24 protein-coding genes are annotated in these 22,990 nt (G+C 62.4%); 11 read left to right on the top strand and 13 right to left on the bottom strand.

Going from position 1 to position 22,990, the window contains the following annotated elements; all coding sequences use genetic code 11:
* The first annotated feature begins 10 nt into the window (after positions 1-10).
* The 3 genes from pabB to PLAV_RS07910 are packed head-to-tail and all read left to right on the top strand — an operon-like array spanning position 11 to position 2,876.
* Positions 11-1,435, top strand: coding sequence for an aminodeoxychorismate synthase component I (gene pabB, locus PLAV_RS07920; protein ID WP_041535911.1), 1,425 nt, complete (start codon positions 11-13; stop codon positions 1,433-1,435).
* Positions 1,432-2,031: an anthranilate synthase component II gene (locus tag PLAV_RS07915; RefSeq protein ID WP_012110470.1), complete on the top strand. Its 600-nt coding sequence runs from the start codon at positions 1,432-1,434 to the stop codon at positions 2,029-2,031. Before pabB ends, PLAV_RS07915 begins: the two co-directional genes overlap by 4 nt.
* Entirely contained in the window at positions 2,028-2,876 is an 849-nt protein-coding gene (locus tag PLAV_RS07910; protein ID WP_012110469.1) for an aminotransferase class IV, read from the top strand. The genes PLAV_RS07915 and PLAV_RS07910 overlap by 4 nt, the downstream gene beginning before the upstream one ends.
* A 3-nt stretch (positions 2,877-2,879) precedes the next feature.
* Here PLAV_RS07910 and PLAV_RS07905 read toward each other — a convergent pair whose 3' ends face one another.
* Positions 2,880-3,272: a hypothetical protein gene (locus PLAV_RS07905; RefSeq protein WP_012110468.1), complete on the bottom strand. Its 393-nt coding sequence runs from the start codon at positions 3,270-3,272 to the stop codon at positions 2,880-2,882.
* A 91-nt stretch (positions 3,273-3,363) separates the two neighbouring features.
* On the opposite strand from PLAV_RS07905, the gene PLAV_RS07900 reads away from it, so the two are divergent.
* Positions 3,364-4,455, top strand: coding sequence for a M14 family metallopeptidase (locus PLAV_RS07900; RefSeq protein ID WP_012110467.1), 1,092 nt, complete (start codon positions 3,364-3,366; stop codon positions 4,453-4,455).
* A gap of 63 nt (positions 4,456-4,518) precedes the next feature.
* Here PLAV_RS07900 and rpmF read toward each other — a convergent pair whose 3' ends face one another.
* The 3 genes from rpmF to ald all read right to left on the bottom strand — a co-directional run bounded on the left by rpmF (position 4,519) and on the right by ald (position 6,744).
* Positions 4,519-4,701, bottom strand: a complete 183-nt coding sequence (gene rpmF, locus PLAV_RS07895; protein WP_012110466.1) for a 50S ribosomal protein L32 — start codon at positions 4,699-4,701, stop codon at positions 4,519-4,521.
* Between the two features lie 189 nt (positions 4,702-4,890).
* Positions 4,891-5,484: an SPOR domain-containing protein gene (locus PLAV_RS07890; RefSeq protein WP_012110465.1), complete on the bottom strand. Its 594-nt coding sequence runs from the start codon at positions 5,482-5,484 to the stop codon at positions 4,891-4,893.
* Positions 5,485-5,625: 141 nt separating this feature from the next.
* The gene (gene ald, locus PLAV_RS07885; RefSeq protein ID WP_012110464.1) at positions 5,626-6,744 is read right to left on the bottom strand and encodes an alanine dehydrogenase; all 1,119 of its coding nucleotides are present in this window, start codon (positions 6,742-6,744) and stop codon (positions 5,626-5,628) included.
* 276 nt (positions 6,745-7,020) lie between these two features.
* Between ald and PLAV_RS07880 the strand changes: the two genes are divergently transcribed.
* Positions 7,021-7,641 (top strand): NUDIX hydrolase, encoded by a 621-nt coding sequence (locus PLAV_RS07880; RefSeq protein WP_012110463.1) that lies wholly within the window; start codon positions 7,021-7,023, stop codon positions 7,639-7,641.
* 3 nt (positions 7,642-7,644) lie between these two features.
* On the opposite strand, the gene PLAV_RS07875 is transcribed toward PLAV_RS07880, so the two are convergent.
* Positions 7,645-7,881: a DUF2061 domain-containing protein gene (locus PLAV_RS07875; RefSeq protein ID WP_041535909.1), complete on the bottom strand. Its 237-nt coding sequence runs from the start codon at positions 7,879-7,881 to the stop codon at positions 7,645-7,647.
* A 284-nt stretch (positions 7,882-8,165) separates the two neighbouring features.
* On the opposite strand from PLAV_RS07875, the gene PLAV_RS07870 reads away from it, so the two are divergent.
* Positions 8,166-8,360, top strand: coding sequence for a type II toxin-antitoxin system Phd/YefM family antitoxin (locus PLAV_RS07870; RefSeq protein WP_012110461.1), 195 nt, complete (start codon positions 8,166-8,168; stop codon positions 8,358-8,360).
* A gap of 221 nt (positions 8,361-8,581) precedes the next feature.
* Here PLAV_RS07870 and PLAV_RS07865 read toward each other — a convergent pair whose 3' ends face one another.
* Both PLAV_RS07865 and map read right to left on the bottom strand, forming a co-directional pair.
* On the bottom strand, positions 8,582-8,935 hold the full coding sequence (locus tag PLAV_RS07865; protein WP_012110460.1) for an endonuclease domain-containing protein: 354 nt from the start codon (positions 8,933-8,935) through the stop codon (positions 8,582-8,584).
* A 102-nt stretch (positions 8,936-9,037) separates the two neighbouring features.
* A complete protein-coding gene (gene map / locus PLAV_RS07860) occupies positions 9,038-9,784 on the bottom strand; it encodes a type I methionyl aminopeptidase (protein ID WP_012110459.1) in 747 nt (248 codons plus the stop codon).
* Between the two features lie 327 nt (positions 9,785-10,111).
* On the opposite strand from map, the gene PLAV_RS07855 reads away from it, so the two are divergent.
* From PLAV_RS07855 to PLAV_RS07840, 4 genes are all read left to right on the top strand, one after another.
* The gene (locus tag PLAV_RS07855; protein ID WP_012110458.1) at positions 10,112-11,203 is read left to right on the top strand and encodes an ABC transporter substrate-binding protein; all 1,092 of its coding nucleotides are present in this window, start codon (positions 10,112-10,114) and stop codon (positions 11,201-11,203) included.
* Between the two features lie 200 nt (positions 11,204-11,403).
* Positions 11,404-12,321 carry an ABC transporter permease gene (locus tag PLAV_RS07850; RefSeq protein ID WP_012110457.1) on the top strand — a complete coding sequence of 306 codons (918 nt, stop codon included), beginning with the start codon at positions 11,404-11,406 and terminating at the stop codon, positions 12,319-12,321.
* Entirely contained in the window at positions 12,318-13,172 is an 855-nt protein-coding gene (locus tag PLAV_RS07845) for an ABC transporter permease (RefSeq protein ID WP_012110456.1), read from the top strand. Before PLAV_RS07850 ends, PLAV_RS07845 begins: the two co-directional genes overlap by 4 nt.
* A gap of 53 nt (positions 13,173-13,225) precedes the next feature.
* Positions 13,226-14,311 (top strand): ABC transporter ATP-binding protein, encoded by a 1,086-nt coding sequence (locus tag PLAV_RS07840; protein WP_012110455.1) that lies wholly within the window; start codon positions 13,226-13,228, stop codon positions 14,309-14,311.
* A 7-nt stretch (positions 14,312-14,318) separates the two neighbouring features.
* Here the strand turns inward: PLAV_RS07840 and PLAV_RS18840 are convergent, their stop codons facing one another.
* The 3 genes from PLAV_RS18840 to PLAV_RS07825 form a co-directional block, all read right to left on the bottom strand.
* Positions 14,319-15,047, bottom strand: a complete 729-nt coding sequence (locus tag PLAV_RS18840; RefSeq protein ID WP_012110454.1) for a MerR family transcriptional regulator — start codon at positions 15,045-15,047, stop codon at positions 14,319-14,321.
* 241 nt (positions 15,048-15,288) lie between these two features.
* Positions 15,289-15,822 (bottom strand): DUF1003 domain-containing protein, encoded by a 534-nt coding sequence (locus PLAV_RS07830; protein ID WP_012110453.1) that lies wholly within the window; start codon positions 15,820-15,822, stop codon positions 15,289-15,291.
* A 122-nt stretch (positions 15,823-15,944) separates the two neighbouring features.
* A complete protein-coding gene (locus PLAV_RS07825) occupies positions 15,945-17,117 on the bottom strand; it encodes an acetyl-CoA C-acetyltransferase (protein ID WP_012110452.1) in 1,173 nt (390 codons plus the stop codon).
* A 342-nt stretch (positions 17,118-17,459) separates the two neighbouring features.
* Here PLAV_RS07825 and PLAV_RS07820 point away from each other — a divergent pair, with 342 nt between their 5' ends.
* The gene (locus PLAV_RS07820; protein WP_012110451.1) at positions 17,460-18,716 is read left to right on the top strand and encodes a cytochrome P450; all 1,257 of its coding nucleotides are present in this window, start codon (positions 17,460-17,462) and stop codon (positions 18,714-18,716) included.
* A gap of 164 nt (positions 18,717-18,880) precedes the next feature.
* Here PLAV_RS07820 and PLAV_RS07815 read toward each other — a convergent pair whose 3' ends face one another.
* The 3 genes from PLAV_RS07815 to mhpA form a co-directional block, all read right to left on the bottom strand.
* Positions 18,881-19,669: a hypothetical protein gene (locus tag PLAV_RS07815; protein ID WP_041535908.1), complete on the bottom strand. Its 789-nt coding sequence runs from the start codon at positions 19,667-19,669 to the stop codon at positions 18,881-18,883.
* A 106-nt stretch (positions 19,670-19,775) separates the two neighbouring features.
* Positions 19,776-21,284, bottom strand: coding sequence for a flavin-containing monooxygenase (locus tag PLAV_RS07810; RefSeq protein ID WP_012110449.1), 1,509 nt, complete (start codon positions 21,282-21,284; stop codon positions 19,776-19,778).
* 182 nt (positions 21,285-21,466) lie between these two features.
* A complete protein-coding gene (mhpA, locus tag PLAV_RS07805) occupies positions 21,467-22,960 on the bottom strand; it encodes a bifunctional 3-(3-hydroxy-phenyl)propionate/3-hydroxycinnamic acid hydroxylase MhpA (protein WP_012110448.1) in 1,494 nt (497 codons plus the stop codon).
* Positions 22,961-22,990: the final 30 nt, after the last annotated feature.

Here is a 22,990-nt window from a genome sequence, read left to right as displayed (position 1 = left end):
GTAGCAAAAGGTGAACGAACCGCTCGTGACAGAGATCGGATGGCGCGCGCCGCATGAACTCTTTCATGCGCTGGCGGCGGAGCCTTTCGCCCTGCTTCTCGACAGCGCGACAGCCGGGCCGGACCGCGACCCTGCATTGCATGGCCGCTGGAGCTTTATCGCATTCGATCCCTTCGACCGGCTGGTTCTGCGTCCAGGCGAGATCGCCAATCCTTTCGCGGCGCTGAAGACCAAGCTCGCGGGTTTCGCCGCACAGGCGCCCTCGCCCTCCTTGCCGCCGTTTTCCGGCGGGGCAGCCGGTTTCTTCGGCTACGGGCTCGGACGCACGCTGGAGCGCCTGCCGCCTGAGGAAAAGCCCTTCGCGATCGACGACCAGCACCTTCCGGACATGGCGCTCGGTTTCTACGACGTCGTCCTGGCTTTCGATCTTTGCGCACGTCGCGCCTTCATCATCTCATCCGGTTTGCCGGGAGGCGAACCGGACCGGGCAAAACGGCGCCTGACCGAAATCCGCTCCCGCATCGAGGAACTGCCGAGCATTAGCCGCGCGGCGTCGGCCGGTACTGGGCAAATAGTCTCGAATTTCTCGCGGCAGGCTTATGAAAAAGCCGTGTCGCGCGTCATCGACTACATCCATGCCGGGGATATTTTTCAGGCAAACCTCTCGCAACGCTTCGAGGCACGGCTGTCGCCGGAGGATGATGCTTATTCGCTCTACCTGCGGCTGCGAGCCGCAAGCCCCGCGCCTTTCTCATCCTTCTTCAATTTTGGAGAGGGAGCGATCGTGTCTTCGTCGCCGGAACGCTTCCTCGCCTGCAGCGGCGGCGCCGTCGAGACAAAGCCCATCAAGGGCACGCGGCCGCGCGGACAAACACCGGAGGAAGACCGCCGCCTCGCGGCCGAACTCCTGAAATCGGAGAAAGATCGCGCGGAAAACGTGATGATCGTCGATCTCTTGCGGCATGATATATCCCGCGTTTGCGCCGATCATTCCGTGGTTGTCGAGAAGCTCTGCGAACTCGAAAGCTTTGCCAATGTGCATCATCTCGTATCGACGGTGCGGGGACAATTGAGAGAGGGCGAAACGCCGGCCGATCTCCTTGCGGCCTGCTTCCCTGGCGGCTCCGTCACCGGCGCACCGAAAAAACGCGCGATGGAGATCATCGCGGAGCTTGAGCCGACGACGCGCGGACCTTATTGCGGCGCCGTCGGTTATCTCGGCGCGAATGGCGGCATGGACACCGCCATCTCGATCCGCACCTTGGTCGTGAAGGGAGACCGCGTTACCTTTCAGGCCGGAGGAGGAATTGTGGCGGATTCCGATCCCGCCTCGGAGTATGAGGAAACACTTGCCAAGGCGCGCGATATGCGGCGCGCGCTCGGCGCCGCACCCGAAGAAGCTGAAAGCCCCGCCTTGTCCGGAGCGCATGCATGATCCTCGTCATCGACAATTTCGACAGCTTCGTTCACAACCTCGCGCGTTATGTCGGCGAGCTCGGCTATCAGCGGCGGACGATCCGGACGGACGAGATCGGCGTTGCGGAAGCGCTGGCGCTGAAGCCTGAGGCGATCATTCTCTCGCCGGGCCCTTGCGGACCGGAGGAGGCAGGGATTTCCATTCCGCTGGTCACGGCCGCAGCCGAACATGAGATCCCGCTACTCGGTGTTTGCCTTGGCCACCAGGCCATTGCAGCCGCGTTTGGCGGGCGCATCCATCGCGCGCCGAAGCCGGTGCATGGCAAACCCTCGCGCATTCTGCATGAGGGTGGGGATATCTTCAGCGGATTGCCGAGCCCGTTCACTGCCGGCCGCTACCATTCGCTGATCGCAGAAATTGCCGAAAAAGGCCCCCTCCGCGAAACCGCCCGCACGGAAGACGGGATTCCAATGGCGCTCGCACATCAGAGCCTGCCGATTTTCGGCGTACAGTTTCACCCGGAATCGGTGCTGACCGAACATGGCCATGCACTCCTCGCGAACTTCCTGAAGCTCGCGGGTGCGACGCCTGGCGAAGTGAGGCGCACAGCATGAAAATCTGGCTCAGCGGCGCAATAATGGAAGCGGAAGCAGCGCGCATAGATCCCGCGGACCGTGGCTTTCTGCTCGGCGACGGGCTTTTCGAAACGATGCTGGCGCGGAACGGGCATATCTCGTTCTTCGAAGAGCACCTGATGCGGCTGGTGAGCGGCGCCGACATGATCGGCATCGAAATGCCGTTCGGACCCGTGCATGTCGAGGAAGCCTGCAAGGCATTGCTCGAGGAGAATAAACTCGACTCGGCGCCGCGCGCGTCGCTGCGGCTGACGCTGACCCGCGGTCCCGGCCCGCGCGGCCTCGCCCTGCCTGCAAACGCATCGCCGACCGTCATGATTTCCTGTGCGGCGGCGCCCAATCCGCCGGAGCGTCTGAACGCGATTATCGCCACGCCGCGCCGTAACCCCTGGTCGCCCGCCGCGCGGCTGAAAGCCTTGCCCTATCTCGACAATGTGCTCGCGAAGGAAGAAGCGCGGATGAAGGGTGCGGATGAAGCATTGATGCTCGAAACAAGCGGCAACCTGGCCTGCGCCAGCGCGGCCAATATTTTTTTGTGGGAAGGCGAGAGACTTATCACCCCCTCGGAGCGCTGCGGCATACTGCCCGGCATTACGCGGGCGGCGCTGCTCGAACTCGCGCCCGATATGGGGATAGAAACAAGCGAAGACGAAATTGCACCGGCCCGCATCGCTCATGCATCGGGCGCCTTTCTCACCAATTGCCTGATGGGGCTGGTGCCGCTGGCGCGGATTGACGGACGGGTTATCCCCGCGCACCCGATGACCGCGCGTCTCGCCGCGGCCTACGAGCTCCTGCTCGATGCCGCGGACGAGAACGACTGAGATCTATTCGCCAACCGTGAAGTCGCGGCGGGCGGCGGTGATGGTGACGGTAAAGCCGGCAACCACGTCGAACAAAGCCAACAGGACCAGCATGAAGAATGTCGAGGTGCCGAACTGCGGCAGTACAATGAACTGCACCAGCGCAATCAGCAGCACAAGCATGGAAAGCGCGTGATTGACGATGGTCGATGCCCCGGTCTTCGTCGAATTGATGAGTTCGAGGAAGAGCAACATCAATCCGAGGAAAAGAAGCAGATCGCCGACGGTGATCGTCCACATTGCTCCGGAAATGAGGGTGATGGTCGTGATCTGCGAATCCATCGTCAGGCCGGTTAGGTAGACGATGATGTTGTAAGCAATGATGGCGATGGCCATCAGCGGCAACGTGCCTAGCATGTCATATCCCTCTTTTTGCCCCACAAACCGGCTCTACATGTGCCACTCTAGCACAATCGCACCATAATCCGCTATCAAACGGAGCTTCCGGATGAGCATGACCAACGCTGCGGCGCATTTCTCACAGAGCTATGCGGAGGCGCGGCGGCGATTTTTGGCGGCGGCGGAGGCGGCGGGGGCGCGCGTTAACCATCACGAACATCCGATGGCGGGACCGGACGGGGAAAAGCTGGCGACGGATGTGGCGCGGCTGGGGCCGGATGATGCGAGATTTGTTCTCGGGATCGGTTCGGGGACGCATGGCGTCGAAGGCTATTGCGGCTCAGGCGTACAGACGGCGCTCTTGAGCGAGGGCTTCGGACGCAACCTGCCGCCGGACACGGCCATCATCTTCATCCATGCGATCAACCCTTACGGCTTTGCATGGAATCGGCGGGTGAACGAGGACAATGTCGACCTCAACCGCAACTTCCTCGATCACTCCAAACCGCATCCGGAAAACCCCGGCTACGAGGAACTGGCAAGCGCGATCAACCCGCCCGACCTGTCGCCGGAAACGATGGCTGAAAGCCGGGACAAAATGAAAGCCTATGCCGAGAAGCACGGACACCCGGCGATGCAGCACGCGCTGAGCGCCGGCCAGTATACGCATGCCGACGGAGTGCAGTTCGGCGGGCGCGAACCGGTCTGGTCGAACCGCACGCTGAGGAAGATCATCCGCGAGGAAATGGGCGCGGCGGAGCGCGTGATATTCGTGGATATCCATACCGGCCTCGGCGCGCGCGGCGCCGGTGAGATGATCTGCACGGACCCCGAAACGGCGGACACTTTCAAACGGATGAAAGCCTGGTGGGGACCGATCGTCCGCTCGACGGTGGGCGGCGGCTCCGTCTCTTCCGATGTGCCGGGCTCGATCCCCGTCTGCTTTGCCGAGGAGCTCGCCGGGCGCGAAGTGACGTCGGGCGGCCTCGAATTCGGAACGGTGCCGATCCGCGAAGTGACGGTGGCGCTGCAATCCGACAACTGGCTGCACCAGAATGGCGGCCACAAGAACCCGAAAGCAGCGGAAATCGCGAAGAAGACCCGCGACGCCTTCTATGTCGATGAGGCCGACTGGAAGGACATGGTGACAGCGCAGTCGCGCGATGTCTGCGCGGCGGCGCTGAAGGCGCTCGAAGCCTGACCCGGAAAATGAAAACGCCGCCCCGAAAGGCGGCGTTCAAAACATCGGCAAAGCCAGTAAGGCTTATTCGCCCTTCGGCTTCAGGATTTGCTTGCCGCGATACATGCCGCTCTTCAGGTCGACATGATGCGGACGATGCAACTCGCCCGAATCCGGGTTCTCGACATAGGCCGGCTGCTTCAGCGCATCGGCCGAACGGCGCATGCCGCGCTTCGACGGGGTGGTTTTCCTCTTGGGGACGGCCATATGCTTCAGGCTCCGATTGCATCGCGGGAACGGTCCGGCCGGAAATGCCCGGGGCCCTGCCCTCACGAAAAAGGCTTTGAAAACAAGATATTGGCTGCGGCGGGACGAAGATCGCCCTGAGCCCACGGCCTTTGGCGGGCCTTATACAGTGAAATTGGCCCGGAAGTCCATAAGGGCAGCGGAAATCCGTCAGTTAAGGGCCACAACCGCGCATTCATCCGCAGGGACGACGGCACGCGCGCAAGCGGCACGCGCGCTCGCCTCGCTGGCAAAGGGCCCCATGCGGACGCGGTGAACCTGCTCGCCCGATATGTGGGCGGTGTCGATCGAGACGCGCTGATCGCCCTTGAGATCGGGCTCGCGGCCCAGAATGTCGAAATAGCGGCGGCTGGCGCGGTCTATGCCGCTATAGGCGCCGAGCTGCACGTAGTAAGAGCCGGACGCCACCGGCGCGAGCGAGGCGACGCGTATCGAACTGTCGCGCCCCGGACGGACAAGCGGCTTCGGCGGCGTGGCGGAAATCGAGCCGGTGACAAGGCCGGCATAGGGATCGTCGCTCCAGGACGCCATCTGGACCTGTGGCCGCGCCACAGGCTTTGCGGCGGTTCGCGACACGGTGGGGATCGCCCTTGTCTGCTCGACCAGATAGGTCATGCCGCCGCGATCATAGGCGGAAGCCTGGCTCGGCTCGACGAGCCCGCGTTCCTTCTGCATGACGAAGAGACCGATCAGAATGGCGCCGAGCACCAGCCAGAAACGGTCCCGCTGAACCTTGTCGAACATGAGAACCCCCATTCCCTCGCCGCGCAAAGCCGCGACGGGGAAAGGGTGGCCCGGCCATGGTTAACTCACACTTAAAGCGGCTCGATTTGGCACAGAAAATTGTACGAAACGAGAAAATATACAACAAAATCAGCGGGTTAATCAGGCCGCCAAAACGGTCTTCGCGTCGCGGTAATCGACCCCCAAGGCGTCGGAGACCGCCTTGTAGGTGAGCTGACCCTTGTGGATGTTGAGACCGGCCATGAGATGCGGATTGCCGAGCAGCGCCTCCTTGTAGCCCTTGTCGGCGAGCGCCAGCGTGAAGGGCAGCGTGGCGTTGTTGAGGGCGAAGGTGGAGGTGCGGGCGACGGCACCCGGCATGTTCGCGACGCAATAGTGAACCACATCATGCATCACATAGGTCGGGTCGGCATGGGTGGTCGCGTGGGAAGTGGCGAAGCAGCCGCCCTGGTCGATGGCGATATCGACAAGGACCGAGCCCTTTTTCATCCGCTTCACCATATCTTCCGTGACGAGCTTCGGCGCGGCGGCACCGGGAACAAGCACGGCGCCGATGACGAGATCCGCGCCCAGCACGCTTTCCTCGATCGCATCGACCGTCGAATAGATGGTGTTGAGGCTTGGACCGAATTGCATGTCGAGCTCGTAGAGGCGATGCAGGTTGAGGTCGATGACGGTGACATGGGCTTCGAGGCCCATCGCCATGCGCGCCGCATTGGTGCCCGACACGCCGCCGCCGAGAATGACGACCTTGGCGGCGGGAACGCCCGGAACGCCGCCGAGCAACATGCCGCGTCCCCCTTGAGCGATCTCGAGGCAATGGGCGCCGGCCTGGATCGACATGCGGCCCGCCACTTCCGACATCGGCGCGAGAAGGGGAAGCCCGCCGCGGCTGTCCGTCACCGTCTCATAGGCGATGGCGACGCAGCCCGAATCCAGCAGGCCGCGCGCCTGCTCAGGGTCCGGCGCGAGATGCAGATAAGTGAAGAGAATCTGGCCCTCCCGCAGCATTTTCCACTCGGCCGTCTGCGGCTCCTTCACCTTCACGATCATGTCGGCGGCGGCGAAAATCTCGGCTGCCGTATCGGCGATCCGCGCGCCGGCGGCCACATATTGCTCGTCGAAAAGCCCGATGCCGAAGCCCGCGCCCTTCTGCACCAGAACCTCGTGACCGTGATGCACGGCCTCGCGGACGGCGGGCGGCGTCATGCCGACGCGGTATTCATGGATCTTGATTTCCTTGGGAACGCCGATGCGCATAGGGGCCTCGTGAGGGGGAGGGAAACTGCGAAAAGTGTAACGCGGGCGCGAGACGTCTCCAAGACGAGCGGCCTGTCCAATCGAGGACCAGCGTCTATTATCCTAAGCATCCGCCGCCCCCGGAAAGAGCGGCGCGCAAGGCGCTATCTCCATGAATAGCTTGAACATCGGCATTTAATGGCGCACGCCGCACGGAGGCTGGATGGCGGGAGGACGTTATCTTAAACACCGGCATGAAGAGGCGCCGCCGCCCCGCCTCTCATGCTAGGAAACGGCATGAGCTATTTTTTCGACAATGCCCTCAGAACCGCGATCAGGACGCGGCTCGATCTCTTCCCCCGCGAGGCGCTGCATCAGGGCGCATTGAAACGCGCGGCGGTGGCGATCGCCGTGGTGCCGCATGAGGAGAAGGCGGGCTTTCTGCTGACGCGGCGGGTGGCGAAACTGACCTCCCATGCCGGCCAATGGGCGCTGCCGGGCGGCCGGCTCGATGAGGGCGAGGGCCCCGTGGAGGCGGCGCTGCGGGAGCTGCGCGAGGAGGTGGCGCTCGACCTTCCGCCGTCCGAAGTCCTTGGAATGCTTGACGATTATCCGACGCGCTCCGGCTATCTCATCACCCCTGTCGTGGTCTGGGCGGCGGACCTTGCCGCGATGGCGCCCAATGCCGACGAGGTGGCGTCGATCCATCCCTTCCCGCTCTCGGAGCTCGAGCGCGAGGGCTCGCCCCTCTTTCTCACCATCCCGGAAAGCGAGCGGCCGGTGATCCGCCTGCTGCTCGGCGAAAGCCATGTCCATGCGCCGACGGCGGCGGTGCTGCATCAGTTCGCCGAGGTGGGACTGGCCGGACGCGCGACCCGCGTCGCCCATATGGAGCAGCCCGTCTGGGCCTGGCGCTGAGCCTCAGGCGGCCTGGAGCGGGCCCTGCCGGCGCCCCGGAAAACCGAACCCTTTCAAGGCCTTGGCCGGAAATCGCGCCCATGCCTTTTCATGGAAATAAAAGACCACCGTGTTGACCGCAGGCTCGATCAGCGCGACGCCCGCCGCGATCGTGACCTCGCCGGTCAGCAGATAGACGACGCCGAAACCCACCGAAAAGTGGAGCGAGCCGTAGCTGATGGTCTTCAATATGTCGCGCATGATCCTGAACCTTCCAAAGCCGCTCTTGCGACTTATTCTCATTTAAGAGAAGGAGGCTCACATGTCAAGGGGTGCGGAAAAAGAGCCGACCGTCATCGAACTGTCACGAAACTGTCATGGAGAATTTTGGAGGGTGCCGGAGCGACCGCAGCTGACTTGTCCCCGGCACGCGCGGCGCCATTAGAAGACGAAAACGGAAGACGGCCGCGATACGCACGGATGTACGAAACCGCCAAAGCGGTAAGCCGCCGTCTCCTTCCGCTTACCTCTGGAGGAGACCGCCCATGCTTTCTGAAATGCGCGCCCGCCGCACCATTTCCGTAACCGACTTCCGCAAGAACCCCGTCCGCCATCTCGGCGACGCGAAAGGCGACACGCTCGCCGTCCTCTCGCACAACCGGGTGGAGTTCTACGCCGTGCCGCCCGTGCAGTTCGAGGCGCTGCTTGACCGGCTGGAGGCGTTGGGAGGAAGGGGGTGAGGGTGGCGGTTGCCGCTCCCCCTCACCCTTCCCGCCTTCGGCGGGCGTTCGAGGCTAGAAAAGGTCCACCGGACCTTTTCCAAGATGCCTCTCACCCCTCTCCCCAAGGGGAGAGGGAGACGTTCGTCGCCTTTTCTTACCCTCTCCCCTCGGGGAGAGGGAGGGAGCCGTCGTCAGACGGCGGAAGGGTGAGGGGGAGCCGCAAGGATGGCGGAGCCGGGTCAACGGGAAGGGTGAGGGGCCTTCTGCAGTTCGAGGAGGATCATCTCAAGCACGCCTTCCGTATTCGCGAGCACGTCGGGATTCCAGAAGCGGATGACGCGGTAGCCGCGCAACTCAAGAAAACGCGTGCGGCGTTCATCGGCAGGATTGTCCGCATGCTGACTTCCATCGAGTTCGACGATCAACTTGCGTTCGGCGCAGACAAAATCGGCGATATAGGGGCCGACGGAGAACTGTCGGCGGAACCTGAAGCCGCCCAGCATGCGATTGCGGAGGTGCAGCCAGAGGCGGGCTTCGGCGTCTGTCGCGTCGACACGCAGCTGGCGGGCGCGGGGAATATTCTGGCGCTTCAATTTGCGGCTCCCCCTCACCCTTCCGCGGCCTTTAGGCCGCTCCCTCCCTCTCCCCGAGGGGAGAGGGAAACTATGTCGCCTCTCTGCTCCAACTACAAAGCATCACGCCAGCGTCAAGATCACCGGGCCGTTTTTTGTCACCACCAGCGAGTGCTCATATTGCACCGTCGGCGCAACGGGGTCGGCGAGGAGGGTCCAGCCGTCGGCTGCCTCCGCGGCGTAGTCGCCGCCCATCGAGAGGAAGGGTTCGATGGTGAAGACGAGGCCTTCATCCATGCGGCGGCGGTCGGAGGGGTCGCGCCAGGTGGAGATGGCTTCGGGCTCCTCATGGAGGGAGCGGCCGATGCCGTGGCTGGCAAGGTTGCGGATGAGGGAGTAGCCGCGTTTTTCGGCGAAGCTCTCGATGCGCTCGCCGATCATGTTGAGCTTCGCGCCGGGACGGACGGCACGGATGCCTTCCCACATGGCCTTCCTGCCGTCGCGGCAGAGATTTTCGATCTGTGTACGGACGGGCGGCACGGCGAAGCTCGCGCCGGTGTCGCCGAAGAAACCGCCCTTCTCCGCCGAGACATCTATGTTGACGAGATCGCCGGCGCGGATGATGCGCTCACCCGGAATGCCATGCGCGATCTGCTCATTGACGCTGATACAGGTGGCGCCCGGAAAGCCATAGGCAAGTTCCGGCGCGGAGCGCGCGCCCTCGCGCTCGAGCAGGGCGCGGCCGAGATCGTCGAGCTCGCGCGTCGTCATGCCCGGCTCGAGGGCGGCGCCCATCGCCTTCAGCACCTCGGCCACGATGCGGCCGATGGCGCGGAGGCCTTCCAGTTCGGCTTCGGAGGATATGGTCATGGCGGCAGTCTAGCGCGGCGGCGGCAACGAGGCTTGGAAAAATGAGGATCGCGGAACCCGCCGCCCGGAACCCCGAAAGACCGCCGGAGAGGCAATCGGGCGCCTGTTCCGGCCCATGCGGAAGCAGGCTGCCCGAATTTTTTGCATCGCACATCGGCCCGCTGGCCAGTCTGCACCGTTCCGTTTAAAATTTTCGACGCCGGAGCCCCCGCAGGCGGCCCCTTCGCTTGCGCTGACGTAAAAACCAATGAACACTGACGATCTCTCGGCCGTACGACCTCTGGCAGGGGGCGGGGCACATACATCTAAAACGGAGGACAGAATTCAATGAACCGTAAAAGAGGCATGGCCGGACTGCTGGGGGCGCTATCGCGCCGGCAGTTCATGACGGGAGCCGCCGCTGTCGGCCTGAGCATCACCGCGATGCCGAAATTCGTTTCCGCGGCCGAAGAGAAGAAGCTGACTTTCGCCAACTGGGACACCTATATCGGCGAGACGACGCTGGACGACTTCAAGGCCGAGACGGGCATCGAAGTGACGATGGACCTTTTCGCCGACGTGTCGGAGCTTTTCGCCAAGATGCGCGGCGGCAATCCCGGCTACGACGTGATCGTGCCGTCGAACGACTGGGTGCAGCGCATGATCCAGGCGGGCATGCTGCAGGAACTCGATCATTCCAAGATCCCGAACATCAAGAATATCTATCCGCGCTTCATGGACGAACCTTTCGATCCGGGCCGCAAATACTCCCTGCCCTATATGTGGGGCACGGTGGGCATCGGCTATCGCAAGTCGAAAGTAAGCGCGGTGCCGGACAGCTGGGGCGCGCTTTACGACAGCGACGAATATGCGGGCCGCAGCGCGCTCTTGTCCGATTGCGGCACCATGATCGGCTGCGCGCTGAAATATCTCGGCTATTCGCTGAACTCGACCGACAAGGCCGAGAACGAAGCGGCCGCCGAACTCATCATCAAGCAGAAGGGGAAGATCAAGGCCTTTGCCGAGGATAACGGCCAGGACCTGCTCGCCGCCGGCGAAGTCGACGTCACGATGGAGTATAGCGGCGACATCGCGCAGCTGATGTCCGAGGATGACGACATCGGCTATGTCGTCCCGAAGGAAGGCGGCATCATCTGGGAAGACGTTCTGGCGATCCCCGCCAGCGCGCCGCATCCCGAAAACGCGCACGCCTTCATCAACTACATCCACTCGCCCGAGCCGAACCAGCTCATCACGGACTACATCCAGTTCGCGACGCCGAACAAGGCCGGCTTCGACCTGATGCCGGAAGAGTACCAGACGAGCGAAGTGACCTTCCCGCCGGAAGATGTGGTGGCCGTCTCCGAAGTGGCGAGCTATCTGGGCGAAGAGGTGACGCAGATGCGCGAGGCACTCTGCACCAAGATCAACGCCGCATAGGCGGAACCGGAAAGGCGGGCAGGAAATTGCCCGCCTTTTTCTTTCTTCTCTCTTTTTCCTTTTCCGCCATTGTGCTTTTCTGATGGCGGAAGCGGAAAGGGAGACCGGCGGAAAGGCGGAGGCGCCGCGCCGTCCCGGTCTTGCCTTGTGCCTTTGTTCGCTACGCTTGTTCGTTTGCCCTTCGGGGGGGCTTGGCCTGCATGGAAAACTGGAAGAACTCAGCGCGCGCCTTCTGGGTGGCCTTTGCGCCACCTACATTCTGGCTTGCCGCTTTCTTCATCCTTCCGCTGTCGCTGATCTGGCTTTACAGCTTCAGCTCCAAGACCGGCATTCTCGACATCACGCTGGACTGGAATCTCCAGCAATATGCCCGCGCGCTTGAGCCGCTCTATCTCGGCATTTTCTGGAAGTCGATATGGATGGCGGCGGCAACGACCTTCATCTGCCTCGTCGTTTCCTTTCCCGTCGCCATCGCCATCGTCTTTTCAAAGCCGCAGATGCGGATGTGGCTGCTGCTGCTCGTCATCCTGCCCTTCTGGACCAACCTGCTGATCCGCACCTATGCGCTGATCGCGGTGCTGCGCACCAACGGCTTCATCAATAACGGGCTTGAATGGATCGTGGTGAACGCGGACTGGGCGCTCTCCTTCATCGGCCTTGGCGACAACACCATCATCGGCCCCTTCACGCCGCTGAAGCTGCTCTACAACAACACCGCCGTTATTTTCGGCCTTGTCTATGTGAGCCTGCCCTTCATGGTGCTGCCGCTCTATGCCGCGCTCGACCGGCTCGACCGCTCCTATCTCGAGGCGAGCCTCGATCTCGGCGCCGGGCACACACGCACCTTCTTTTCCATCGTCGTGCCGCTGGCGCTGCCGGGCATCGCGAGCGGCATCGTCATCACCTTCATTCCGGCCATGGGCTCCTATCTCACGCCCGACCTGCTCGGCGGGACGGACAGCTACATGATCGCCAACGTGATCGCGAGCCAGTTCAAGCAGGCCAATAACTGGCCCTTCGGCGCGGCGCTGAGCTTCCTTCTCATGTATGCGACCTTCTTCGCGCTGGCCATTCGCGCCGTGCTGATGAGGAAAGAAGGACGGGGAGACAAGCGATGAACATCTTCCGCCGCAACCCCGACCCCATCGGCCCGCTCGATTATGCGCGGCGCTTCTGGCTGCGCGCCATCGTCGGCCTCACGCTGTTCTTCCTTTATGCGCCGATCATCGGCCTCATCGCCTTCAGCTTCAACGACAGCCGCCGCAACGTCGTCTGGCGCGGCTTCACGACCGACTATTATGTGAAGCTGTTCAACAATGACGGGCTGATGCTCGCCTTCGGCAACTCGCTGACCATCGCGCTCTTCACGACCTTCTTCTCGACCTTGCTCGGCGCGCTGACCGCCTATGTGCTGTGGCGCTACCGCTTTCCCGGCAAGGCGATCTATGAAGGCGGCATGGCGCTGCCGATCGTCATTCCCGAAATCTGCATGGGCGTCGCGATGATGGTGTTCTTCGCGCGGATCGGCTGGCCGTCCGGCATGCCCTGGCCGCTCAACCTGTCCGCCATCACCATCGCGCATATCGCCTTCTCGTTCCCCTTTGCGGCCATCGTCATCCGGGCGCGGCTGGAAAGTTTCAACCGGGAACTGGCCGAATGCGCCCGCGACCTCGGCGCGAACGAATACCGCGTCTTCCGCGACATCGTGGTGCCGCACATGAAGCCGGGCCTCATCGCCGGCGCGCTGCTCGCCTTCACGCTGTCGCTCGACGACTTCGTCATCACCTTCTTCACCGCCGGCCCCGACACGGTGACCTTCCCGGTGAAGATCTATTCCATGGTGCGCTTCTCGGTGACGCCGGAGGTGAACGCCGCCTCGACGGTGCTGATCCTGCTGACGCTCGTCGTCACCGCCTTCGCGCTCCGCATGCAGAACCGCAACAACATGCTGGGGAGCAGCGGCCACTAGCCGCCTTCCCCGTCTGAACCCGCAGCCAGAATTCCAGAGCCAGAGACCAGATCATGACGGACCAGCCCATCATCCAGATCAAGAACGTGAGCAAGGTCTTTGGCGGCACCGTCAAGGCGGTGGACGAGGTGAACCTCGAAGTGGGTCGCGGCGAATTCTTCGCGCTGCTCGGGCCCTCCGGCTGCGGCAAGACCACGCTGCTCCGCATGCTGGCGGGCTTCGAGGTGCCGACCCATGGCCAGGTGATCGTCGACGGGCAGGACATGTCGAAGGTGCAGCCGAACAACCGGCCCATCAACATGGTGTTCCAGTCCTATGCGGTTTTCCCGCATATGTCGGTGGAGCAGAACGTGGCCTATGGATTGAAGATGGACCGGCGGCCCGCGAAGGAGATCAAGGAACGGGTGGCGGAGGCTCTCGACCTCGTGAAGCTCGGCGGCTATGGCAAGCGCATGCCGGACGAAATGTCGGGCGGCCAGCGCCAGCGCGTCGCGCTGGCCCGCGCGCTGGTGAAGCGGCCTTCGGTGCTGCTGCTCGACGAACCCCTCTCCGCGCTCGACGCGAAGCTGCGCGAGGCGATGCAGCTCGAACTGGTGCGCCTGCAAAAGACCGTCGGCATCACCTTCGTCATCGTGACGCATGACCAGTCGGAAGCCTTGTCGATGGCGAACCGCATTGCGGTGATGAATGCCGGCACCGTGCAGCAGGTGGCGCCGCCGACGACGCTTTATGAAATGCCGGCCAACCGCTTCGTCGCCGACTTCATCGGCAAGATCAACATGATCGAAGGCGACGCGGTGGCGGCAGGCGACGGCCAGGTGAAGGTGACGGCGCCCGTCATCGGCGATGTAACGCTGGCGGGCACGGCAACGGGGAAGGTGGCGCTCGCTGTCCGGCCGGAAAAGATTTTCGTCGCCGATACGCAGCCGACGGACCCCGCCGTCATCGCGGTGAAGGGCAAGGTCGGCGAAGTGGCCTATTTCGGCAGCTACAGCAACGTCTTCTTCGACATCGGACTGCCGCAGCCCTTGCAGGCCGACATCTCGAACGTCTCCAGCGACATCGAGGAAATCATCTTCACCGCCGGCGAGGAATACTGGGTCTACTGGCGCAAGAGCGACACGCTGGTGCTGGGGTAAGAGGCGCTCAAACGTCCTCTTCCGCCGTCGGCAGAACGCCGCTGGCACTGATCTTTTCGACATCGCGGACGATCTTGTCGATCAGCATGAGCGGCACCATTTCGCTCAGCGTACGGATGCCGTTGACGGCGAGCTTGGCGGCGGCGGGCTGGTCGAGCTTGTCGCCGAGGCGCGAATAGAAGCCGACCACGGCGCGGCGCGCGAGCAGCTCGATCATCTGCGGATAGATTTCATAGCTCTCGACGGTGTAGCCGATATCGGGCGTGAAGCCGTCTGCCCTTGTCTGCGCGATGATTTCCATGATGCGGACATTGCGCTGGTTGAGCCACTCGCCACCGTCGCGGGTCTCGATATGGATGAGACCTATTCCGGCGAATTTGCGAATCTCGTCGACCGTAAGCCGCGTTGCCTTCGCGACGTCGGCGAGTTTTTGCGGCGCAAGGTTGCGTCCGTCCGAGAGAAGCGGTCCCATCGCAACCTCAAGGCCGATCAGCGCCTCGAAGCCCTGCGCCGGCTCACCCATCTCGGAATTGACGATGACCTTGATGACGGAGAGCGGCAAATGGCGCTCCTGCTGCAGGCGGCGGATGAGATTGATGCGCTTCACATGCTCGCGCCCGTAAGCCGCGACATTGCGCTTCGGCCGTACCGGCTCGGGCAACAGGCCCTCGCGAATATAGTAGCGGATGGTCTCACGGCCGATTCCGGTCGCGGCCTCCAGTTCTTTCATCTTCATAGGCTTGGCATTTTCATAGGCTCGTCATCGGTCCCTGTCTGAGCGCCGGGATTTGGACCCAGTCTAACAGAGTCGCGGCGAAAGGCAGGGGGGCGAATATCGCCGGTTTTCCGGCACTTTCGGGACAAACCTCTGTGCCTTGCCGCTCATCTGTCTCTCCCGCGATCGCCATAGCGGGCGATTTCATTCATCAATTCGACCTGTATCTGCTGGATCTCCATGAGGCGCTGCCACTGATGGATCAGCAGGTGGTCGAGTTTTTCGGCGCCTGGATGGCGGCGAGGCAGGAAAGCACGAGATTGAGCAGGATGAAAGGATAGGGATCGAACGGATCGGCGAAGAGCCCGGCGAGATTGAGCCCGATCCAGCCGAACAGGACCGCCCCGAAAAAGAGGATGAAACGCCAGCTGCCGCCGAAATCCGCAATGACGTCCGACAATCTTTCGCCGACCGTGCGCGTTCCCTCGAAAACCTCCTCGGCATTCTCTGCGAGGATGTCGTTCTCCTCCAGGCTCCGGAGGACTTCCTTTTCCAGCTCGTCGAGTTGGCCCTTGTCCGCCTCGATGGCGCGGCGGACATAGAGGTCGCGGTAATGGTCGAGATGGCGGTGGCAGAGAAAACCCTCGGCCGGCAGGTCCGGATGGTCGGCCCGAACGAGATCGAGAACGGGCTCGTGAATGGCGGCGAAGGGCACGAGCCCGCCGCGATGCTCTCCCGGCGGGCAAAGCGCGCAATGGTGACGCTCTCCGCCTGCGTGCTCATGTGGTTTCGACATCGGCGCGGCTCCCCGCTGGCCTGATCGGTATGGCCTGCTCAGTATAGGGAAGACGGGCGCGGAGGGCGGATAAAAAAGAGGCGGCGCATCGCTGCACCGCCCGTATTTTCAGACCAAAGATATCAGAGACGCTCGACAATCGTGACATTGGCGAGGCCGCCGCCTTCGCACATGGTCTGCAGGCCGTAGCGCTTTTTCTTGTTCTTCAGCGCGTGGACGAGCGTCGTCATGAGCTTGGTGCCGGAAGCGCCGAGCGGATGGCCGAGCGAGATGGCGCCGCCATTGACGTTGAGCCGGGCCGGGTCCGCACCGAGCACCTGGAGCCAGGCGGCGGGGACGGAAGCGAAGGCCTCGTTCACTTCATAAAGATCGATATCCTCGATCTTCATGCCGGCCTTTTTCAGCGCCTTCTCGGTGCCGGGGATCGGCGCCTCGAGCATGATGACCGGATCGCCGCCGACCACCGTCATGTGGTGGATACGGGCGAGCGGCTCGACGCCGAGCGCCTTCAGGCCCTTTTCGTTGACGATCATGACGCCGGACGCGCCGTCGCAGATCTGCGAGGAGGAAGCGGCCGTGATGGCGCCGCCTTCGACGAGGAGCTTCACATTCTTGATCGCTTCGAGATTGGCGTCGAAGCGAATGCCTTCGTCGACCTTGTGCATGTCCTTCGAGCCGTCCTCGAGCGCAATTTCGAGCGGCACGATTTCCTCGTCGAAGAGACCGGCCTGGGTGGCCGCAATCGCCTTCTGGTGGCTGTTATAGGCAAACTCGTCGAGCTGGTCCTTGGTGAGGCCGTATTTCTTGGCCATCATTTCAGCACCGGCGAACTGGCTGAACTGGATGTTCGGATAACGCTCCTCGATGTTCGGGCTCTTGTAGATGCCGAAACCGTTCTTGAAGGGGAGCGAGATCGGCATGCCCATCGGCACACGCGTCATGCTTTCGATGCCCGCCGCGATGACGACATCCATCGCGCCCGACATGACGGCTTGCGCGCCAAAATGAAGCGCCTGCTGCGAGGAACCGCACTGGCGGTCGACGGAGGTTGCCGGAACGCTCTCCGGAAGGCCGGACGCGAGCACCGCGTTGCGCGCGATGTTCATGCCCTGCTCGCCCGCCTGGTCGACGCAGCCGACAATGACGTCCTCGATGAGCTCGGGATCGGCGCCTGTGCGCTTCACCAGCTCGTCGATGACCTTGCCGCCCATATCGGCCGGGTGCCAATCCTTCAGTTTGCCGCCTTTGCGGCCGCCCGCAGTGCGCGCGGCGGCGACGATATAGGCTTCAGCCATTGTCAGTCTCCCTGTGCTGGACCGGCGCACGCGAAGGGCGGCGCCGCGACTTGTTCATGCGTATAGACAGTTTCTATGTATATACACGTTAGGATTCAACGGTCATTTTGCAATGCGTCTGGCGCACATCTTGTACATGGGCGGCCTCTTGTCCAGCCGGAAACATCCGCTTGCAAGCCGCCGAAACTCTGCCCAATGTTATGAGAAAGCCTTGTGCCGCAACAATTTAGCGGTTTACGCAACGTCACGGCGGCATTGCCCGGCACCCGGGCTGACCGGATTTCGACAGTGCGGCGCGCGGAACGAACGGAGCCCCGGAAAAGGGCGGAGGGAGAGAAGGCAATGACGGACAAAACCATCGACAATGCGATCGTCAATCCGAAGACCTATGCGCATGTGGATGAGTTCCACAGGCTGTTCACACAGCTCCGCAAGGAAGAGCCGGTGCGCTGGACGGAGCCGGACGGCTTCCGCCCCTTCTGGACCGTTTCCAAACATGCCGACATCATGGAAGTGGAACGGCAGAACGACAAATTCCTCAACGATCCGCGCCTGACGCTGCAGACGATCGAGGTCGAGGAAGAGGTGAAGAAATTCACCGGCGGCAATTCAAAGCTGATCCGCTCGCTGGTCGACATGGACAATCCCGACCACCGCAATTATCGCGGGCTGACGCAGGCCTGGTTCATGCCGCCCAACCTGAAGGCGATTTCGGCGCGCGTCGAGGCGCTGGCCGAGAAATATATCGACCGGCTGGAAGCAAAGGGCGGCGAATGCGATTTCGTCTCCGACGTCGCGGTCTGGTATCCGCTGCGCGTCATCATGACGGTGCTCGGCGTGCCGGCGGAAGACGAGCCGATCATGCTGAAGCTGACGCAGGAACTGTTCGGTTCGACCGATCCCGACATGAAACGGCCGGACGCGACCGAAACGGTGAATACGGTGACGGAATTCTTCAACTACTTTACCGCGATGACCGAGGACCGCCGCAAGAACCCGAAGGACGACGTGGCAAGCGTGATCGCAAACGCGACCATCGACGGTGAGCCCATCGGCCATCTGGAGGCGATCTCCTATTACATCATCGTCGCCACCGCCGGCCACGACACGACAAGCTCGACAGCGGCGGGCGGGCTTCTCGCGCTGATGCAGAACCCGGAGGAATTTGCGAAGCTGAAAGCGAACCCCGAAGGGCTGCTCGGCGGCGCCATCGACGAGATGATCCGCTGGACGACGCCGGTGAAGCATTTCTTCCGCACGGCTGCGGTGGATTACGAACTGCGCGGGCAGAAGATCAAGGCGGGCGACAATCTGCTGATGTGCTACTGGTCCGCCAATCGCGACGAGGAAGCCTTCGACGATCCCTTCTCGTTCAAGATCGAACGCTCACCGAACAAGCACCTCGCCTTCGGCTATGGCGCCCATCTCTGCCTCGGCCAGCACCTCGCGAAAATGGAAATCCGCGCGCTCTACAAGGAACTGCTGGCGCGGCTCGACCATATCGAACTCGCGGGCGACCCGGCCTGGGTGGAAGCGAGTTTTGTGAGCGGACTGAAGCGGCTGCCGATCAGGTATTCGATGAAGCGCAAGGCGGCTTGAGGGTTTTCTCTCTCATCGTCATTGCGAGGAGCGAAGCGACGAAGCAATCCAGAGCGGCAGGCGCCTGAGCAAGCGGATCCTGGATTGCTTCGCTTCGCTCGCAATGACGAAACATTGAAAAAGGCGGCCCGTTGAGGCCGCCTTTTTGTTTTCAAAATCTTACCTTACAAGTCACTCTTCTCCCGCCACAAAGCATAAGGCACCCAGTAGAAAGCGGGGGCGCCTGGAAGGCGCATAACGTGCGTGGTCGCCGGCGGATACATTTCGTTCAACCACGGCAACTTCTTTTCCAGACCGTAGGTAACGGAATCTTTTGTGATCTCGATCCACACGCCCCGGAGTTGCACAGCAGATCCAATTGCCTTTGAAAATTCTTCTGCACTGAGAACTCTTGCGGAAGCGTAATCATTTTTGTCCGGCAACCATATGAATTGGGGAAGAATATCTTCCCTCAACTTGACCCGCCCGCGTGACCGCATGGTCTTCCGGACACGGTCGGCTGTATGCGGCGGACCGCGATAGGCCGGCGGCTCGTCTGCGAGGAAGACGAGAAACGGAATAACGCTGGTGCTTTCACCCGGCACATTGGTGTTCGTGTTGACGGGAATCAGAATGCATCCATGCTCTTCGAGATCGACTAAGAGGGCCTGACCGAAGGCGCGACGTTGATGCGTGCCGACGGAAAGGAATGTGGGCGTTTTCTCCCAATAGACACCGAAAACGTTTGAGGCTTGGCGCACCTCGCCGTCGACCTCGACTTCCACAGTCATCCGGTAATTGAAGAAGTACTTGGGATAGAACAAGCGATAGGTCGCCACCACGACCAGAATCGCAATAGCGACGTAAAGAATCGCTTTCCCGAATGCTCGCATCGAAGCTCTCCCGTGCAGCACCTGCCGCACCTCGACATCATCGGTAAAACGGTAATATTCGGTGAATGAGGTAAGGCCCATGGGTCCCGGCTTTCGCCGGGATGACATCGTTGGGGTGGCGAGCCGCACCGGAAATAAAAAAGGCGGCTCCTGCGAGCCGCCTTTTTATTTGCCGTGAAGCCCACGCTTATTCGTAAACGAATTCCGGGCCGTCGAGGTCGATCTGCGGCAGCTCGTCCTTTTCGCGCCAGTAGTCCTGCGTGTGCTGCCACTCATATTTGTCGCCGCGCTTCGGCAGGAGATGCATGCTGCGCATGAGATAGCCCGGATTGAAGTTTTCCGGATCGATCCAGGGCAGGCGCTTCATGTCCTTGTCCGCTTCCGGAATTTCGATCGTGACCGATTTCGCCTGATGGCTGCTCATATGGTTCAGCAGGCGGCAGACGAAATCGCCCATGAGGTCGACGCGGAGCGTCCAGCTTGCGCGGAAATAGCCGAAGACCCAGGCCATGTTCGGCACGCCGGTGAACATCATGCCGCGCCATGTGACCGTGTCGGCGAAGTCGATCGGCTCGCCATCCTTGCTGAAGGCGATGTCGCCGAGCACCGACAGGTGGAAGCCCGTCGCCGTGATGATGATATCGGCTTCAAGCTCCTTGCCGGATTTGAGCAGGATGCCCTTTTCGGTGAAGCGTTCGATCTCGTCCGTCTCGACGGAGGCCTTGCCCGACGCGATGCCCTGAAAGATGTCGCCATCCGGCACGAAGGCGATGCGCTGGCGCCAGGGGCGATAGCTCGGTGTGAAATGCTTCTCCACGAAGTCTTCCGGCAGGAAGAGCTTCACCGCGTCGAGCAGTTCCTTGCGGACCACTTCCGGTTCCTCGAAGGAGCGGCGCGTGAACAGATCCTGATTGTGCAGGATTTCCTTGCGGGTGATTTCGTGAATCCAGTTCTCGTCGATCTGCAACTCGCGCAAACGGTTCGCGAGTTCGTTCTCGTTACGGCCGGGAATGAAATAGGTCGGCGTGCGCTGCAGGAGCGTCACATGTTCGCAGTCGCCGGCGATGGCGGGAACGACGGTTGCCGCCGTGGCACCCGACCCGATGACGATGACCTTCTTGCCCTTGAGGTCGAGGTCTTCCGGCCAGGTCTGCGGATGGACGATCCTGCCGTTGAACTTGTCCATGTCCGGCCATTCGGGCGTGTAGCCCTGATCGTGGCGGTAATAGCCCTGGCACATCCAGAGGAAGTTGGTGGTGAAGCGAAGCTCCTCGCCGGTATCGGCGCGCACGGCGCGGACGGTCCAGAGCGCGTCTTCCTTCGACCAGTCGGCGGAGACGATCTTGTGGCCGTAGCGGATATGGCGGGCGAGATCGTTCTCCTCGATCACTTCCTTCATGTAGTTGAGAATCTTGTCGGCCGACGCGATGGGATCGCCCGTCCAGGGCTTGAAGCGGTAGCCGAACGTGTAGAGGTCGCTGTCGGAACGGATGCCCGGATAGCGATGCGTGTGCCAGGTGCCGCCGAAGGTCTCCATCGTTTCGAGAATGACGAAGCTCTTGTCCGGCGACTGCTGCTGGAGGTGATAGGCCGAGCCGATGCCGGAGATGCCCGCACCGACGATCAGCACATCGAAATGTTCTACCTGCTGCGAGGCGGCTGGAGCCGGCCTGGTAAGCGTTCCTGTATCTGGCATTTCCCTGACTTTCTTCCGTGGCGCTTCTTTATGTCGCCGAATTTCCGATAGCCTATCATGCGGCGATGAAATCTAGGGTCAATACCCTAATTTTGTCGCGAGCGGATTAATTGACGCAGGGGCCTTCCGGGGAAAATGCACCGAAAAGCCCCGAATGGCGGTTTTCAGCCGGAAACCTGAATTCAGGCGGCGGCGGAGGGCGCCTCGGCGAGCCCGGTTGCCAGATAGGCCTGCCAGGCGGCGACCAGAGCCGGGGCCTCGCCCGCGCCGAAAACATAGCGGTCGGGCCGGACGAGGAGAGCCGGCGCACCCTGCATGAGGGCGGCGAGACGGCCTTCGGCATCGGGCAGGAGGGCGGAGAGAAGAACGGCGCCACCGGCATCGCCAAAGGCGCGCGAGGCCGCGCAGGCGTCGCGAGTAATGAGAAGCGCGGCATAGCCCGCCTCGTCGTCGAGACGGCGGCCGCTTTCATGGCCGGGCTCGGGGCAAACACTGCCGCCGCCGGCAAGGACGCCGGATTTGAGCCCGTCGAGCCCGATCATGGGGTTCATCCGGGCGGCTTCCGGCTGGGCGAGCATGCCGGCGTCGCGGGCGGCCGCTTCCTCCGCATTCTGTGTACAGACGAGTTTCCCCATCATCACGGCCATGCCGGTGATCATGCGGACATGCGGCTCGCGCTCCGGCTGGTAGCTGTCGAGCAATGCGGTCTCGGCCCGGCCGCGCAGCACGGCCTCGATCTTCCAGGCAAGGTTCGCCGCATCACGCACGCCCGAGCAGAGCCCCTGCCCCATGAAAGGCGGCATCTGATGCGCCGCATCGCCCGCGAGAAGGACGGGGCCCTTGCGCCACGTCTTCGCGATAAGCGCGTGAAAGCGGTAGACGGCGCGGCGCTCTATATCGAGCGAGGCCGGATCGGCGAAGGGCGCTACAAGCTCGGCGAGTTTCGCGTCGGTGGATACCTCTTCCGGCGTCTCGCCCGGCATCAGCATGAACTCCCAGCGGTGACGGCCCGGCGCCATCGGCATGGAGGTGACGGGGCGCGCGGGATCGCAATGCTGCATGCCGATGGTGGAGAGGCGCGTCACGCCGTTCTTCAGCACCGTGTCGATGACAAGCCATGGTTCGTCGAAGCCGAGATCGTCAAGCGCGATACCGGCGATGCGGCGCACCATGCTGTTGCCGCCGTCGCAGCCGATAATGAAACGGGCCGCGACTTCGTAAGCGCCCTCGGGCCCGGCAACAGTGGCGACGATGCCGCCGCCGCTTTCCTCATAAGCCGAGAGCGCGTGGCCGAGGCGGGCGGAGACGCAGGAGATGCCGCCGAGACGGTCGCGAAGCGCATGCTCGAGCGTCGGCTGGTGAAACATCGAGGAGGCGGGCCAGCCGGTCGGCGCGAGATCGCCCTCGGGACGGAAGCCCATCAGCAACTCGCCCGCGCCATTGCGGAACTCATAGGTGGAGAGCGGCTGGCTCGCCTTTGAGACGGCTTCCGCGCCGCCCGCGAGATGGAGGAGGCGCATGGTTTCGTGATCGAGATGCGCGGCGCGGGGCAAGGGATAGACGCCGGTGTCGCGCTCGATGGCGATGACGGAGACGCCACGGCTGCCGAGATAGACGGCAAGCGCCGCACCAACCGGCCCGAGCCCGACAATCAGAACATCCGCTTCCTCACGCATTTTTATGCTCCCCCTTTGCCATCGAACTTT

Source organism: Parvibaculum lavamentivorans DS-1, from assembly GCF_000017565.1.
GTDB lineage: Bacteria > Pseudomonadota > Alphaproteobacteria > Parvibaculales > Parvibaculaceae > Parvibaculum > Parvibaculum lavamentivorans.
This window is presented reverse-complemented; position numbering and strand designations above follow the sequence as displayed.

What these genes read in the sequence shown, in the direction of transcription:
- PLAV_RS07810 (WP_012110449.1), bottom strand. Translation starts at nt 21,284, where the DNA reads ATGCCAGATACAGGAACGCTTACCAGGCCGGCTCCAGCCGCCTCGCAG.
- PLAV_RS07875 (WP_041535909.1), bottom strand. Translation starts at nt 7,881, where the DNA reads ATGCGCGACATATTGAAGACCATCAGCTACGGCTCGCTCCACTTTTCG.
- PLAV_RS07900 (WP_012110467.1), top strand. Translation starts at nt 3,364, where the DNA reads ATGAGCATGACCAACGCTGCGGCGCATTTCTCACAGAGCTATGCGGAG.
- PLAV_RS07880 (WP_012110463.1), top strand. Translation starts at nt 7,021, where the DNA reads ATGAGCTATTTTTTCGACAATGCCCTCAGAACCGCGATCAGGACGCGG.
- PLAV_RS07910 (WP_012110469.1), top strand. Translation starts at nt 2,028, where the DNA reads ATGAAAATCTGGCTCAGCGGCGCAATAATGGAAGCGGAAGCAGCGCGC.
- PLAV_RS07855 (WP_012110458.1), top strand. Translation starts at nt 10,112, where the DNA reads ATGAACCGTAAAAGAGGCATGGCCGGACTGCTGGGGGCGCTATCGCGC.
- ald (WP_012110464.1), bottom strand. Translation starts at nt 6,744, where the DNA reads ATGCGCATCGGCGTTCCCAAGGAAATCAAGATCCATGAATACCGCGTC.
- PLAV_RS07850 (WP_012110457.1), top strand. Translation starts at nt 11,404, where the DNA reads ATGGAAAACTGGAAGAACTCAGCGCGCGCCTTCTGGGTGGCCTTTGCG.
- PLAV_RS07870 (WP_012110461.1), top strand. Translation starts at nt 8,166, where the DNA reads ATGCTTTCTGAAATGCGCGCCCGCCGCACCATTTCCGTAACCGACTTC.
- PLAV_RS07820 (WP_012110451.1), top strand. Translation starts at nt 17,460, where the DNA reads ATGACGGACAAAACCATCGACAATGCGATCGTCAATCCGAAGACCTAT.
- rpmF (WP_012110466.1), bottom strand. Translation starts at nt 4,701, where the DNA reads ATGGCCGTCCCCAAGAGGAAAACCACCCCGTCGAAGCGCGGCATGCGC.
- PLAV_RS07890 (WP_012110465.1), bottom strand. Translation starts at nt 5,484, where the DNA reads ATGTTCGACAAGGTTCAGCGGGACCGTTTCTGGCTGGTGCTCGGCGCC.
- PLAV_RS18840 (WP_012110454.1), bottom strand. Translation starts at nt 15,047, where the DNA reads ATGAAGATGAAAGAACTGGAGGCCGCGACCGGAATCGGCCGTGAGACC.
- PLAV_RS07845 (WP_012110456.1), top strand. Translation starts at nt 12,318, where the DNA reads ATGAACATCTTCCGCCGCAACCCCGACCCCATCGGCCCGCTCGATTAT.
- PLAV_RS07825 (WP_012110452.1), bottom strand. Translation starts at nt 17,117, where the DNA reads ATGGCTGAAGCCTATATCGTCGCCGCCGCGCGCACTGCGGGCGGCCGC.
- mhpA (WP_012110448.1), bottom strand. Translation starts at nt 22,960, where the DNA reads ATGCGTGAGGAAGCGGATGTTCTGATTGTCGGGCTCGGGCCGGTTGGT.
- PLAV_RS07840 (WP_012110455.1), top strand. Translation starts at nt 13,226, where the DNA reads ATGACGGACCAGCCCATCATCCAGATCAAGAACGTGAGCAAGGTCTTT.
- PLAV_RS07830 (WP_012110453.1), bottom strand. Translation starts at nt 15,822, where the DNA reads ATGTCGAAACCACATGAGCACGCAGGCGGAGAGCGTCACCATTGCGCG.
- PLAV_RS07905 (WP_012110468.1), bottom strand. Translation starts at nt 3,272, where the DNA reads ATGCTAGGCACGTTGCCGCTGATGGCCATCGCCATCATTGCTTACAAC.
- PLAV_RS07915 (WP_012110470.1), top strand. Translation starts at nt 1,432, where the DNA reads ATGATCCTCGTCATCGACAATTTCGACAGCTTCGTTCACAACCTCGCG.
- map (WP_012110459.1), bottom strand. Translation starts at nt 9,784, where the DNA reads ATGACCATATCCTCCGAAGCCGAACTGGAAGGCCTCCGCGCCATCGGC.
- PLAV_RS07815 (WP_041535908.1), bottom strand. Translation starts at nt 19,669, where the DNA reads ATGGGCCTTACCTCATTCACCGAATATTACCGTTTTACCGATGATGTC.